This is a genomic window from Streptomyces nidicola, from assembly GCF_050106155.1.
In the GTDB taxonomy this organism is placed as follows: Bacteria; Actinomycetota; Actinomycetes; order Streptomycetales; family Streptomycetaceae; genus Streptomyces.
Map to the genome: position 1 here is coordinate 709,632 of NZ_JBNBPI010000001.1, position 12,716 is coordinate 722,347.

The window sequence follows — 12,716 nt, forward strand, 5'->3', positions numbered from 1 at the left end:
AGCTCCTCCTTCCGTCCGACGGCGTTCGTACGATCACCCGATACCCTGCCGGTCCGGCAGGGCGGCGAAAAGCCGTCGCTCGGGGTCGGTGAATTCACATTCCACGTGCTGCTCCAGACGTTCCCGATAGCCCTTCACCACCTCGCGGCGATCAGGAGGGGCGAGAACTTCCAGGTCCCGCAGCAGGGCCGCGAAGCGCCGCGTCACCTGAGGAGCGGGCCCGCAGTGCAGGAGCATCTCCTCGCACCCCAGAACCACCAGGTCGTCCCACGAGGGGGAAATTTCGACGAGCCGGACGACACCCGCTCCGTCGCGGTGCTCGATGTTTCCCCACGGCACGCGCACACAGGCGGTGAGCACGACCTGAATGCGGTCGAGGACCTGCACGGCGGAGGTGGGGTCGTTGACCGAGCCGGACAGTGCTCGCAGCCCGATGTCCACGAGCTGCCGAAGTCCGAAGGCCACGTCCTCGACCGAACCGCGCTCGCTGCCGGTGCGGATGTGCCGCCGAAAGCGCTCCGGCCGGCGCACCGCGACATCGTCCGTCGGGTGCACCGCCACAAGAGGACTGCCGGGTACGAGGTAGTCCCCCGTGCGGGCCAGTAACCGCAGCTGACACTTGCTTCTGGCCGCTTCCCTGACCATCGCTTTCCTGTGGAAGCCGATCAACACGCCTGGACGTGTCGCAAGGAGTACCTCGTGTTCCGCCGCAGGATTTTCCCCGAGAAACGGCTCATGTGTCCTGCTCAGCCCCTGGACCAGGCGCACGCTCTTGAGCGTCTCGCGCATGAGCAGGTCGATGACCTCGGTCAAGCGCATCAGGCGCAGGGTGTGCTGCACGTATGCGATGAAGGCGAGAACGCTGCAGGTCACCAGCACCATGGTGAAGAAGCCGGAGAGGAACGGGACGAAGACGTCCTTCTGGCCCCCCTTGTCGTCGACACGCAAAGAGAGATACCGCACCACGAGCGTGTAGAAGAAAGTCCCCAGAAACAGCGCCAGAGCGGTTTTCGTCACTCGGCTCTGCATGAACAGACGCACTACGCGTGGCGTGAGATTCTCGGCGGCCATCTGAACCGCCACGAGGGTAAGAGAGAAGACCACACCGATGAAGGTGAGCATGGGTGGCCCGACCGATTCGATGACCGCCCGGCTCGGATCCCGGAATGCCTGGAAGTCCGGGTCGTTCCCGAGTGAGGGTGCAGCGGACAGGATCTGGTCCACCTCGGTGGTGACGATCCCCCACACGCCTCCCGCAAGAAACCCCAACAGCGGTACCAGGAGCGAGAACCTGGGCACATGCGACGTCGTATTGGGCCGCCATCTCTGAGGGCGCATCACCCGCCGCCCGCCATGAGCAGGAGGGCATTCCCTCCGGTGTCGCGATGGTGATCACCCTGCGGCTTCCACCCATATTCACGAGACCGCAAGAACCTGCCCCTCTCGAACGTCACTGGGTTCCCAGAAACGTATCGCGGTCAAGATCAGGCCGCATATCGGAATGGGGGCACCCAGCACGCTCCAAGCAGCCACGCTTCAGCGCTTGTAACCGCTTCCACGCGCGTGGACAACATCCCTTTCGCGGGCCCGCGAGGGGTTTCAGGTCAGCACCAGCCAGCGTCGGCCGTCGAGGAGTTCTCGTGCGGCGTCGAGATGTCCTGCGTGGCACGCGGTCTCGGTGATGACGTGCAGCAGGACGTCCCGAACGGTGTGCAAGTGCGGTGCGCCGAAGAGGTGGTGGGGCCACCAGGCCAGAGGGGTGTCCGCGTCCGCAGCGGCGACGGCGGTGTCCGCGAGGTCCGCCTCCGTGCGGTATCGGTCGAGTACCTCGGTGTGCGGTACGTCGGGGGTCACCTGCCAGGCGTCGTCGATGTCGTCGAGGGAGTCGATGACATCGGGATCGCCGGTGATGACGGCACGGAACCAGAACCGCTCGACGTCGAGCGCGAGGTGCTGGACGAGCCCCAGGCAGCTCCATCCGGACGGCAGCACGGGCCGCCGCAGTGCCTCCGCGTCCAGCCCGTCGAGTACGCCGAGGACATGGCGGCGCTGTGCGTCCAGAACGGACAGGAGGGCCTGGACCTCGGCGTTCGCCGTCGGGGACTCGGCCGCGGTCACCGTGCGATCTCCCGGATATGGCCGCCCGGCTCCTCGAAGCCGGCCGTCCGTATTCCCCGGGGTCGGTCCAGCGGACCGTTCAACAGCGTCAGGTGGGTCACGGCTACAAAGAATCTACTAGTGGCTGCCCCGTGCATAGGTGGCGGCAGATTTCACCGCTGAACAGGCCGAGGCGCCGTCAACGCCTGCGGGCCGCCCCACGGGCCGAGACCGGCGAGTTGGGCGATTCTCAGGCCCGTGTGGAGCTCGCGACGCAGTCGGCCGTCGGCAAGGTCGCCTCCGACGGCGGCACGGATCTTGCCGAGCCGGTAGTACAGCGTCGAGCGGTGGATGCTGAGCACCCGGGCGGTCTGCTGGGCGTCGCCGCCCCGGTCGAGGTAGCAGTCCAGCGTCGTCAGGAGCTCGAGGCCGAGCCCCGCGGTGATCAGGCGGTGGACCGGCGGAGGGAGCTCGTCGACGCCGAGTGTCTCCAGCGGCAGCCGCGCGAGGGTGCCGTCGAGGCCCACCTGATCCCAGTCTGTGACGGTCGGGTGGTCCTGCGGTGCGAAGCAGGAGGCGCGCCAGGCCAGCCGTGCGCGCTCGAAGGAGCGGTGGACGTCGGGGAGTTCGACCAGTGGGCCGATGCCGGCCCGGACGCCCGCGACCTGCGGCTGTTCGAGAATTCGGGTCAGCCGGTCCTGGACGACCGGCCGCGGGAAGAGCAGGACGCCCAGCCCGTCGGGCAGCAGCGCACCGGCCGCGGAGGCGGTCGAGGACCGGGCCACGAACCTGAGCGTCTCCGTGACGGCCAGGCTCGCCCTTTCCCCGTCGCGGGGTGCGGCAGTACGCGGGTCGGTGCCGAGCACGACCGGGCAGTACCGACCCGACGCGCTGAGGATCCGCTCGGCCACGAGCGCCTCTGCCGCGGCTGCTCGACTCTCGGGGCCACCGGTGACCAGGTCGACGGTCAGCGTCCGTGAGCGCGCGAGCTCCTGCTCGGCGCGGAGTCGGCGGAGTGCCAGCAGGTCACCGAGTGACGGGCCCGCCGCCACCAGTGTGTCGAGCACATCGGCCGGAACGCGCTCCGTGCCGAGCACGAGAACCAAGTGGCCCGTGATCCGGTGGTTCCGGTCGGCGAGGCACAGGAACAGGCACTCGCCCAGCGCTGGGACCGGCTCAACACAGTACGGATGAGCGGTTGTTCGCGGCGGTTCCCACGCGTCGCTGTGTGCCAGGACGTGTGAGAGGCGCCGGCGGTCGGTCTCGCTCTCGTGGATGGAGTAGCCCACCACTCGCATCGTCTCGTCGATGAGGATGAGCCGGTGCCCGACGGCCTCGGAAAGGTCCTGGACCGCGTCGTCCAGGTCGGGTGTCCGCTGCATGGACGCATCGTAGACACGCTCCGACACACTGTCGGACTGCGGTGGTGAAGGTTGCCACTGCGGGCCGATGCGGGGCACCGCGCGCCCCGCCTAGCGTCGGACCGACCGAGCGACCGAGCGGGAGGAGTCGAGCATGACCGGTGTGAACTCAGGGCGGAGGATCGCCATCGTGGGCGCGGGGATCGGAGGACTCACCCTCGCCGTCGAGCTGCGCAGGCAGGGCCTGGAACCCCACGTGTACGAACAGGCCGAGGAATTGCGCGAGGTGGGCGCGGCGGTCGCCCTGTCGGCGAACGCGACCCGCTTCCTGCGCGACCGGACCGGCATAGGAGAGGGGCTGGCGGAGAAGTCCGCCGATGTCGACGGGCTGTTCTTCCGCGACGGCCGGGACGGCCGCGTGATCGGCAGGGTGCTCTCCCGCGAGGCATACCGGACGCGGTGCGGAGCGCCGTACTACGGCATCCACCGCGCCGACATCCAACAGCTGCTCGCCGGCGCCCTCGGCGGCGTCGGCCTCCACCTGGGGAAGCGTCTGGTGCGCATCGACGACAGCGGCGCCCCGGCGGCGGTCCTGCACTTCGCCGACGGGGACCGTGCGGAGGTCGACCTGGTCATCGGCGCCGACGGCGCGAAGTCGTTGCTGCGCCGTGCAGTCGTCGGCTACGACGACGCCCGCTTCTCGGGCTGCTACGGCTGGCGCGGCATCGTCGGGCCCGAGCACCTGGATCTGCTCCCGGACCCCGAGGCGATCCAGTTCTGGATGGGTCCCGGCGGCCACCTGCTGCACTACCCGATCGGCAGCGGTGAGCAGAACTTCCTGCTGGTCAAGCGACTTGAGGGGCCATGGCCCGAACAGGCCTGGCTCGCACCCGGCACGCCCGGGGAACATGTGGCCGCCTTCGAAGGCTGGCACCCCGCCGTCCTCCAGATGATCAACGCGGTGCCGGCGGGCGATCGTTGGGGACTCTTCCACCGGCCGCCTCTGCACCAGTGGAGCAAGGGACGCGTCACCCTGCTCGGGGACGCCGCACATGCGCTCGTCCCCCACCACGGCCAGGGGGCCAACCAGTCCATCGAGGACGCGATCGTGCTCGCCGACTGCCTGACCGACGCGCTCGCCCGTGGCGAGGACTGGGAGCGGGCGCGGCTGCGCTACCAGGTGCGGCGTCTGGAGCGCACCCGCAAGGTGCAGATCGCCTCGATCACGACCGCCGACGTCCTTCATCTCCCCGACGGGGCCCGCGCCGAGGCACGCAATGCACGCCTCGGCGCCCCCGACGCATGGCAGCGTCACCTCGCCTGGATCCACGAGTACGCGGCCGATCGCGACCAGGCAACGGCGCCTGCCTGACCCGCTCTCGGAAGGTCACACCCGCCGCCGGGCTCCCGACCTCACCGCACCACAACCGGCACCGTCACCGTCACCGCCTCCGGTCGTCCCCCGTGTCGCGCCTGGTGCACGTCGCGGTACGAGCCGTCCGCCCGGCGCCGCTGGTACACCAGCGTCAGCCGTGCCGCTCCCCTGCGCAGCCCGCGGAGCGTCACCGTGCCGTTCTCGACGTGTACCGACGCCAGGCCGGCCGGGCGTACTTCGGCCCGCACCCGGTTCTCCGGTGCCGACAGGTCGAACGCGGCGCCCGCGGCACTGCGCACCACGCTGACGACCTCCGCCGACCCGCCCACGCTCACCGCAGCCGGTCGGGCGGTGAGCCTGAACGGGGCGGTCCCGGCGGGCACGGGTTCGTCGCCGGTGGACTGGTCGATGGTGAGCAGCGGATGCCCGGCCGCATCCAGGCGGTGGTCGTCGATACGCAGCCGCTCGGTGTAGACGACGCGGTCGGGCGACGTGGGCGACGTCCGGCCGTGGTGCACGTAGTACAGCTCGCTGCCGTCCGGTGACGAGGTCAGGCTGCCGTGGCCGGTGGAGTACATTCCGACGTCCGGATTCTGCGAGAGCACCGGGTTGTTCGTGTACTTGCGCCACGGACCCAGCGGGTGATCGGCGACGGCGTAGCCCACGCCGTAGTACTGGTTCTCGAAGTTGTTGGCCGAGTAGGTGAGGTAGTACGAGGTGCGCCGCTCACCGGCGTGGACGTAGTCGTGCCGCCAGGTCGTGGAGCCCTCTTCCCAGCGGCGATCCTTCTTCGAACCGCCCGACGTGGCATGGTCGTTGACGTGTGCGTCCTCCCAGGACTGCGGGTCGGCGGCGTAGGTGAGGACGGGCACGAATCCGTCCCTGCGCCGCCCGTCGGCGGCCCCGCTCCCCGCGTTGGCGTCGACGTATCGCGGGTGGACGGTGGGCATGGTGGCGCCCTCGGGGTCCCGCCACCAGTGCGTGGTCAGCTCGACGGCGGCGATGTTGGACTCCTCGATGTACTTCCCGAGGCGGGTGTCCCACACCCAGTTGCGGTAGGCGTTGCTGGAGAAGTAGAGGTAGATCCGGCCTTCGTCGAAGAGCAGGTTCGCATCGATCATCGGGATGTAGGAGCCCAGCGGCGCGGTGCGCCCCTCCTCCTCGGTGGCCGGCGGGGTGAGCTGGCCGGCGTCCATGATCAGGTTGACGTCGTGGTAGTCCGGTTTGTACGGGTGGTAGTCCAGCGGCCGGTCGTCGATGTTGCGGAACGGGCCCTCGGGTGTGCAGGACACCGCGACCCCGATCGAGCACGGCTCCTCGAAGTCCGCGTAACGGAAGTAGCGTTCGGCCAGGGCGGGGCCCATGCGGGCCGCGTAGAACAGGTAGTACAGGCCGGTGTCGGGGTTGCGGTAGACCTCCGGCGCCCAGAACCAGTCCTTGCCCCACTGCTTCGGGTCGTCGACGCGCAACGCGCCACCGGGCAGCCGCTCCCACGTCGACAGGTCGGGCGAGCGGTGCACACCGAAGTAGTAGCCGTCGTCCGAACCGCCCGTGCAGTACGCGTAGTAGTAGCCGCTCGGCTCGTCGAACAGCACGTAGGGGTCGCCGCCGGACGTCGCCGCGTCGTTCGCGTACGTGGCGTCGGTGGCGGTGGTCCCGCCTGGGCGACCGTCGGGTCGTCGCGCGGAGGCGACGGCGGCGCCGGGCGCCAGGGCCGCGGCGGCGAGGGCCAGCGTCCCGCCGAGAACGGCACGTCTGGCGGGCGGAAAAGAGGACCCTTCGGGCTGGCGGCTCATGACGGCACCTTCTTCAACGGAACGGGAAATAAAGGGGGTTGGGGAACGGAGGCCGCGGTCAGCAGCCACCGCAGTTGTAGAACGTCACGTCCCAGTGGTTGCCCTCGTCGGCGTACACGTTGCCGGACGCGGCCTTGTACTGCGGGGCGCCGTCGCCGCGCAGACCGATGTAGGTGAAGTGGTTCTTGACGTAATTCGTGACGCAGGTGCTCTTGGCGAAGTCGAGCTTGTAGCCGTTCCAATGCGAGTACGTGCCGCTCGCGTGGCCGGTCTCAGTGCCACCCGTGATGTTGAGCGCGCACCCACTGGCCGACTTCAGCGTCTGGGCACCCTGGGCGGTGGCGAGATTGAGCTGGTCGAACGATGTGCACGTGGACACGTTGCGGTCGGAACAGCCGCCGGACGAGGACCAGGTGATCCCGGCCGATCTGAACATCGACGTCGCCGTCGCATGCGAGAGCTTCGTGGCGGCGAACGCGTCGGTGGAGCTCGTCAGCACGCCGAAACCGGGTGCGACGAGTGCGCCCGTGGTGAGGGCGAGCGCGGTGAGCGCGGAGCGGATGCGCATGGGGATCGCGGTCCTTCCTGCCAGTGCCTGAGTGGGATGTGACAGCTGTGGTGCAGGTGGATCGGCACAGATCGTGCCAGGGTCTACGCGCGTACGGAAGACCTCGGATGGCCGGTGACGTGACGTCAACTGGTGGAGATCGGGGTGGAGCTGGCTACACCCCGATCCGGGGCCTGGGCCGACTGCCGCTCGGGCGACCGGGGAGGAGGGTGGTTCCCGTCGCCACGAGTGCGGCTCACGAAGTCGGCATGGACCACAGAGCGGGGAAACATGATGGCCAGTCACACACGGCGGAAACTCCTCAAGGGAGCCGCGGTCGCCGCGGCGGGCACCGCGGTCGGCAGCGGCCTCGGGCCCGGATTCCTCCCGGCTGCGGCGGACACCGCCGGCGTGGCCGCGAAGCCCGGCGCAAGCGGTGCGAGGCCGTTTCTGGAAGGGGCCTTCGCGCCGGCCACCGAGGAGTTGACCGCCTTCGATCTCAAGGTGACCGGCCGCATCCCGCGTGACCTGGACGGCCGTTACCTGCGCAACGGCCCGAACGCGCTGGGCCTGGAGGATGTCCGCGCCCACCACTGGATGCTCGGCGACGGGATGGTGCACGGGGTGCGGCTGCGCGACGGACGCGCGGAGTGGTACCGCAACCGCTGGGTGCGTTCCTCCCAGGTGACGAAGAAGCTGGGCGAGCGATACCCGGGCCAGGTGCCGCCGGACGACTTCGCCTGCAACACCCACGTGATCCCGTACAAGGGCCGCATCCTGGCGATGCAGGAAAGCGGGCCGTTGCCGTACGAACTGGACGGCGAGCTGCGCACCGTGCGCCCGTACGACTTCCGCTCCAGTCTCGAGGGCGCGTTCACCGCGCACACCAAGTACGACGCGGCGGCCGACGAGTTGCACGCGATCGCGTACTACCCGGCCTGGGACCATGTGCGGCACATCATGATCGACCGGACCGGCCGAGTGGCGCGCACCACGCGCGTTCCCGTGGCGGATGCGCCGATGATGCACGACTTCGCGCTCACCGAGAAGTACGTGGTGATCGTGGATGTGCCGATCACCTTCGACGCCGCGGCAGCGGAGGCGGGCGCGATCGTGCCGTACGTGTGGAACGACGGACACCCCATGCGCATCGGGCTGTTGCCGCGCACAGGCGGCACCACGCGCTGGTTCGAGATCGACCCGGTGTACTACTCGCACACCCTCAACGCGTACGACCAGGGGGACACGGTCGTCATGGAGTACATCGGGTTCCCCGCACCGTTCTACGCCGCCGGCCGCGGTACCGGCGGGCCCAGTGCGACCGGTGCCCCGACGCTGGACCGCTGGACGATCGATCCGCGCGCGGGCCGGGTGCGGAGCAGCCGCCTCGACGACCGTCCGCAGGAATTCCCGCGCATCAACGAATCCCTGGTCTCGCGCCGGCACCGCTATGCCTACACCGCGAGCGCGGCCGAGATGTGGCGCGCGTACGAGATGGTCGACGGTGTGCCGCCGGAGGAGAAGTTCACCAACTACCTGATAAAACATGACATGTTGCGGGGCAGCAGGCAGCTGAGCCGTTTTCCCGCGGGGGCGGCGGTCAGCGAGCCGGTCTTCGTCCCGCGGCGCGGGGCGCGTGACGAGGACGACGGCTACGTGCTGTCGTACGTGAACGACCCCGACCGGGGCGCGACGGACCTGATGATCCTCTCGGCGCAGGACTTCGGCGGCCACCCGCTGGCCCGGGTCCACCTGCCCGGCCGGGTTCCGCTGGGCTTCCACGGCAGCTGGATCGCGGACGCCTGACGGCGTCACCGGGTGAGCGCGGCGCCGGCCGGGTGACCGGATAAATACGTCGACAACGTCCTCGGCACCCGGCAGAGTGGCCGCCCGTGACGAGCAGTGAAGTGTGGACCCGTGCGACCGCCGACCGCTACGACGCCGAGGAGGCCGAGTCGTCCTCGGCGTCCGTACTCGAACCGACGCTCGCCTTCCTCGCCGGCCTCGCCGGGGACGGCCGGGCACTGGAGTTCGCCATCGGGACCGGACGCGTGGGCGTCCCGCTGCGGGAACGCGGCGTACCGGTCGTGGGTATCGAACTGTCCGAGCACATGGCAGCGGTGCTGCGGCGCAAGGTCGACGAGGACACGCTCCCGGTGACCATCGGGGACATGGCCACGACGGTCGTCCCCGGCGGGTTCACCCTGGTCTATCTCGTCTACAACACCATCTCGAACCTGCTCACGCAGGAGGAGCAGGTCGACTGCTTCCGCAACGCGGCGCGTCATCTGGAGCCCGGCGGCCGGTTCGTCATCGAACTGGGCGTGCCACCGCTGCGTTTCCTGCCGCCCGGCCAGGTCGCGGTGCCGTTCGACGTCTCCGACGGGCATCTCGGCTTCGACACCTTCGACCTGGCCGAGCAGACACTCGTCTCGCATCACTTCACCCGCGACGAGGACGGCCGCTACCGCCGCGACGAATCCCGGCACCGGTACGCCTGGCCGGCGGAGCTGGATCTGATGGCACGGATCGCCGGGCTGGCACTGGAACGTCGCGTCGCGGACTGGGACGGGTCCCCGTTCACCCAGGACTCCGCGCAGCACATCTCCGTGTGGCGCAAGCCGGTCTGAGGCCGGTCACCGGGTCCAGCGGCTCACGCGCCGCGCCAGATGTTGTCGAACGCGGCTTTCTCGACGGACCGTCGTTGCCGCTCCGCCTCCAGCTCCAGCTCGGCGCCGCCGACGACGGCCAGCACGGTCACCACCGCGTCCGACAGCCCCGACACCTCGACCGCCTCCCCCTCCCCCTGCGAGAGAGCTGCAACCAAGGCCCCAAGCACCGGTTCACCGCCCTCCCACCGGTCGACCGCGGCCTGTCGCGCCGCCGAAGGAACGCTCTCCGGCCGATCGGGCTTCAGCCTCAAGCGGTGCGACGTCCGGACGACCAGCCCCTCGGCTCGCAACGCGTCCACATACTCCGCGGCCAGCCCCCTCCCCCGCCGCCACAGCCAGTCGTCCACCAACTCGTACGGCTCCTCACGCACCAACGAGGCCACGGCCTTGCGCATCAACTCGTCATCCTGCGCGGGCGCGTGCCCCGGCACGATCCGCTCACCGGTCACGGCGACGGCTTCCACTCCCAGGAGGTCGATGAGCTCCCCACCGGCGAGCGCCAGCGACAGGGCGCCCTGGTCGGCGGGAACTCCGTGCTCCCTGTCCATGGAGACGAGCAGCAGGTCACGTGCGGTGTTCATGAGCGCTCCCTCTGACGGTGCCGCCCAGCGTACGAGCCGGCGCCCCGGATCGCCCCGGCGCGGGGCGTTACGCGGCGATGACGGCTACTCCGGTGCGGCCACCGTCCACGTCCACCACCGTGCCGTGAGTGAAGGATGCCTCGTCGCTCGCCAGCCAGAGGGCCGCGTGGGCGATGGCCTCCGGGGTGCCGACGGTGCCCGCCGGAGTGCCCTTCGTCATGACTACGCCTGGGTGGGGTGCATCGCCCGCCGGCGGCAGGGGAAGGACCACGCCGGGCGAGACGGCGTTGACCCGGACACCCTGCGGGCCGAACTCGGCGGCCCAGGCGCGGGTCAGCGTCTCCATGGCCCCCTTGGTGGAGCTGTAGAGGGCGCCGGAGGGGACGCCGAGCCGGGCGATCCACGAGCCGAGGTTCACGACCGCGCCACCGCCCGCCGCGGCCATCGCGGGGGCGATGGCGGCGGTGAGGAAGAAGGGCGCCTTCACGTTCACGGCGTAGAGGTGGTCGAAGGTCTTCTCGTCGGTGTCGACCGTGCCGGGCGAGGGGTAGATGCCGGCGTTGTTGACCAGGATGTCGATCCGGCCGCCGAGCGTGGCGGTGGCCCGTTCGGCCAGCTCGCGGGCGGCCTCCGCGCCGTCGAGATCCGCCGCCACGAAGTCGGCCCGGCCGCCGGCCTCACGGATGCCCGCGACGACGGCGGCTCCGCGTTCCGCGTTGCGTCCGGACACGGCGACATGGGCGCCCTCGGCGGCGAACACCTCCGCGATCGCCCGCCCGATATTGCTGGTCGAGCCTGTGATCAGCGCCGTCTTGCCGTGCAGTCGTCCATTCATGACGTGCTCTCCCTTGTCTGTGGCTGGGCTTGTCCGTGGCTGGGCTGTTCACAGTGCTCCGCGAAAAATGGACCGGCAAGTCCAGTACGGAGTACCGTCGGGCACGACGGACAAGGAGAGCCGATGGCCGACACACTGACCGCCAAGGGGCGGGCCACCCGCGCCCGCATCGTCGGCGGCGCGGCCGAGGTGCTGCGCGAGCAGGGCGTCTCGTTCACGACCCTCGACGACATCCGCGCCCGCACCGGCACCAGCAAGAGCCAGCTCTTCCACTACTTTCCCGGCGGCAAGGACGAACTCCTCCTCGCCGTGGCCCAGTTCGAGGCCGACCGGGTGCTCGAGGACCAACAGCCGCACCTGGGCCGCCTCGACACGTGGGAGTCCTGGCAGCGGTGGCGCGACCTGGTGGTGCGCCGCTACGAACTCCAGGGCGACCACTGCCCGTTGGGAGCGCTGTTCCTCCAGGTCGGACGCTCCGGCACGGGCGCCAGGGCGATCGTCACGGAACTGATGCGGCAATGGCAGGAGTACCTCGCCCGGGGCATCCGCACCCTCCAGTCGGGCGGCCTGGTCCCGCCCGACCTCGACGTGGACCGGGCGGCAGCAGCACTGCTCGCGGGGATCCAGGGCGGCGTGACGATCATGATGTCCACGGGCGACTCGGCCCACCTCAAGGCGGCGCTCGATGTCGGCATCGCATACCTGCGGGAGCAGGGCGAGGGGTAAGGGCGCCGCCGGTCGACGAGTGGCACGGCACTCGCCGCGCCATCAAATTCCGTCGCGAAGGTCAGGTTCCGGCTTGGAGGCGGAGGCCGGCCAGGGTCAGATCCAGCGCGGCGAGGAACTGGTCCCGGTCGTCGTGCCCGGCGAACTCGTCGACGATCTCGCGTACGAACGGGAATTCCGTGGCGTCGAGCGAGCGCCACTTTTCGGCGAAGCGATCGAGGTACGCGTCGCGGTCCACCTCGCCTTCGAGCACCTCCTGCGGGGCCTCCAGGCCCAGGTCCGTGGCTGTGCCGACGACGACGCCCGTGATCGCCGAGACGGCGTGGAAGCGCTGCCGGGGTGTGAGGTCGAGGCGGAGCGTCTGCTCGCCGAGCTTCTCGTACAGCCGCAGCGAGTTGCCCTGGAGGTCGGTGTTGCGCATGAAGTAGGCCGACAGCCAGGGCCGGTCCACGATCGCGTCGAACATCGCGACGGCCATCGCGCGGAGGTCCGCGATCGGGTCGTCGCTGCCGGGCTGCTCCTCGACGGCGGCCAGGACTCCCGCGATCGCATGGTCGGTGGCGCGGTCGAGCAGCTCGTCCTTGTTCGCGACGTACCAGTAGATGGTGCCGACACCGGTGCCGAGCCGGGCGGCCAGGGCGCGGAAGGTCAGGGCCGGTCCACCGGCCTCGTCGAGGAGGGCCACGGCCGCGTCGAGGACGGCCTCCAGAGAGTGCGAAGCACGCC

The 12,716-nt window shown here is 69.9% G+C and carries 12 protein-coding genes; 4 read left to right on the forward strand and 8 right to left on the reverse strand.

Features of this window, described 5'->3' with window-relative positions:
- Positions 1-33: 33 nt before the first annotated feature.
- From ACOKM3_RS03380 to ACOKM3_RS03390, 3 genes are all read right to left on the reverse strand, one after another.
- Complete coding sequence (locus ACOKM3_RS03380; RefSeq protein ID WP_426896716.1) at positions 34-1,299, reverse strand: DUF2254 domain-containing protein; 1,266 nt, start codon at positions 1,297-1,299, stop codon at positions 34-36.
- A 300-nt stretch (positions 1,300-1,599) separates the two neighbouring features.
- Positions 1,600-2,118: a mycothiol transferase gene (locus ACOKM3_RS03385; protein ID WP_426896718.1), complete on the reverse strand. Its 519-nt coding sequence runs from the start codon at positions 2,116-2,118 to the stop codon at positions 1,600-1,602.
- 152 nt (positions 2,119-2,270) lie between these two features.
- Entirely contained in the window at positions 2,271-3,479 is a 1,209-nt protein-coding gene (locus tag ACOKM3_RS03390) for a PucR family transcriptional regulator (protein WP_426896720.1), read from the reverse strand.
- Between the two features lie 133 nt (positions 3,480-3,612).
- Between ACOKM3_RS03390 and ACOKM3_RS03395 the strand changes: the two genes are divergently transcribed.
- Positions 3,613-4,830, forward strand: coding sequence for an FAD-dependent monooxygenase (locus tag ACOKM3_RS03395; protein WP_426896722.1), 1,218 nt, complete (start codon positions 3,613-3,615; stop codon positions 4,828-4,830).
- 41 nt (positions 4,831-4,871) lie between these two features.
- Here ACOKM3_RS03395 and ACOKM3_RS03400 read toward each other — a convergent pair whose 3' ends face one another.
- The gene (locus tag ACOKM3_RS03400) at positions 4,872-6,629 is read right to left on the reverse strand and encodes a family 43 glycosylhydrolase (RefSeq protein ID WP_426896724.1); all 1,758 of its coding nucleotides are present in this window, start codon (positions 6,627-6,629) and stop codon (positions 4,872-4,874) included.
- A gap of 58 nt (positions 6,630-6,687) precedes the next feature.
- On the reverse strand, positions 6,688-7,197 hold the full coding sequence (locus ACOKM3_RS03405; RefSeq protein ID WP_426896726.1) for a hypothetical protein: 510 nt from the start codon (positions 7,195-7,197) through the stop codon (positions 6,688-6,690).
- A 273-nt stretch (positions 7,198-7,470) separates the two neighbouring features.
- Here ACOKM3_RS03405 and ACOKM3_RS03410 point away from each other — a divergent pair, with 273 nt between their 5' ends.
- Both ACOKM3_RS03410 and ACOKM3_RS03415 read left to right on the forward strand, forming a co-directional pair.
- Positions 7,471-8,982 carry a carotenoid oxygenase family protein gene (locus ACOKM3_RS03410; RefSeq protein ID WP_426896728.1) on the forward strand — a complete coding sequence of 504 codons (1,512 nt, stop codon included), beginning with the start codon at positions 7,471-7,473 and terminating at the stop codon, positions 8,980-8,982.
- Positions 8,983-9,068: 86 nt separating this feature from the next.
- On the forward strand, positions 9,069-9,806 hold the full coding sequence (locus ACOKM3_RS03415; RefSeq protein ID WP_426896730.1) for a class I SAM-dependent DNA methyltransferase: 738 nt from the start codon (positions 9,069-9,071) through the stop codon (positions 9,804-9,806).
- A 23-nt stretch (positions 9,807-9,829) separates the two neighbouring features.
- Here ACOKM3_RS03415 and ACOKM3_RS03420 read toward each other — a convergent pair whose 3' ends face one another.
- Both ACOKM3_RS03420 and ACOKM3_RS03425 read right to left on the reverse strand, forming a co-directional pair.
- Positions 9,830-10,429, reverse strand: a complete 600-nt coding sequence (locus ACOKM3_RS03420) for a GOLPH3/VPS74 family protein (RefSeq protein ID WP_426896732.1) — start codon at positions 10,427-10,429, stop codon at positions 9,830-9,832.
- A gap of 67 nt (positions 10,430-10,496) precedes the next feature.
- Positions 10,497-11,264 (reverse strand): SDR family NAD(P)-dependent oxidoreductase, encoded by a 768-nt coding sequence (locus ACOKM3_RS03425; RefSeq protein ID WP_426896734.1) that lies wholly within the window; start codon positions 11,262-11,264, stop codon positions 10,497-10,499.
- 123 nt (positions 11,265-11,387) lie between these two features.
- Between ACOKM3_RS03425 and ACOKM3_RS03430 the strand changes: the two genes are divergently transcribed.
- Positions 11,388-11,990, forward strand: coding sequence for a TetR/AcrR family transcriptional regulator (locus tag ACOKM3_RS03430; protein WP_426896736.1), 603 nt, complete (start codon positions 11,388-11,390; stop codon positions 11,988-11,990).
- A gap of 61 nt (positions 11,991-12,051) precedes the next feature.
- Here the strand turns inward: ACOKM3_RS03430 and ACOKM3_RS03435 are convergent, their stop codons facing one another.
- Positions 12,052-12,699, reverse strand: a complete 648-nt coding sequence (locus tag ACOKM3_RS03435; protein WP_426906691.1) for a TetR/AcrR family transcriptional regulator — start codon at positions 12,697-12,699, stop codon at positions 12,052-12,054.
- Positions 12,700-12,716: the final 17 nt, after the last annotated feature.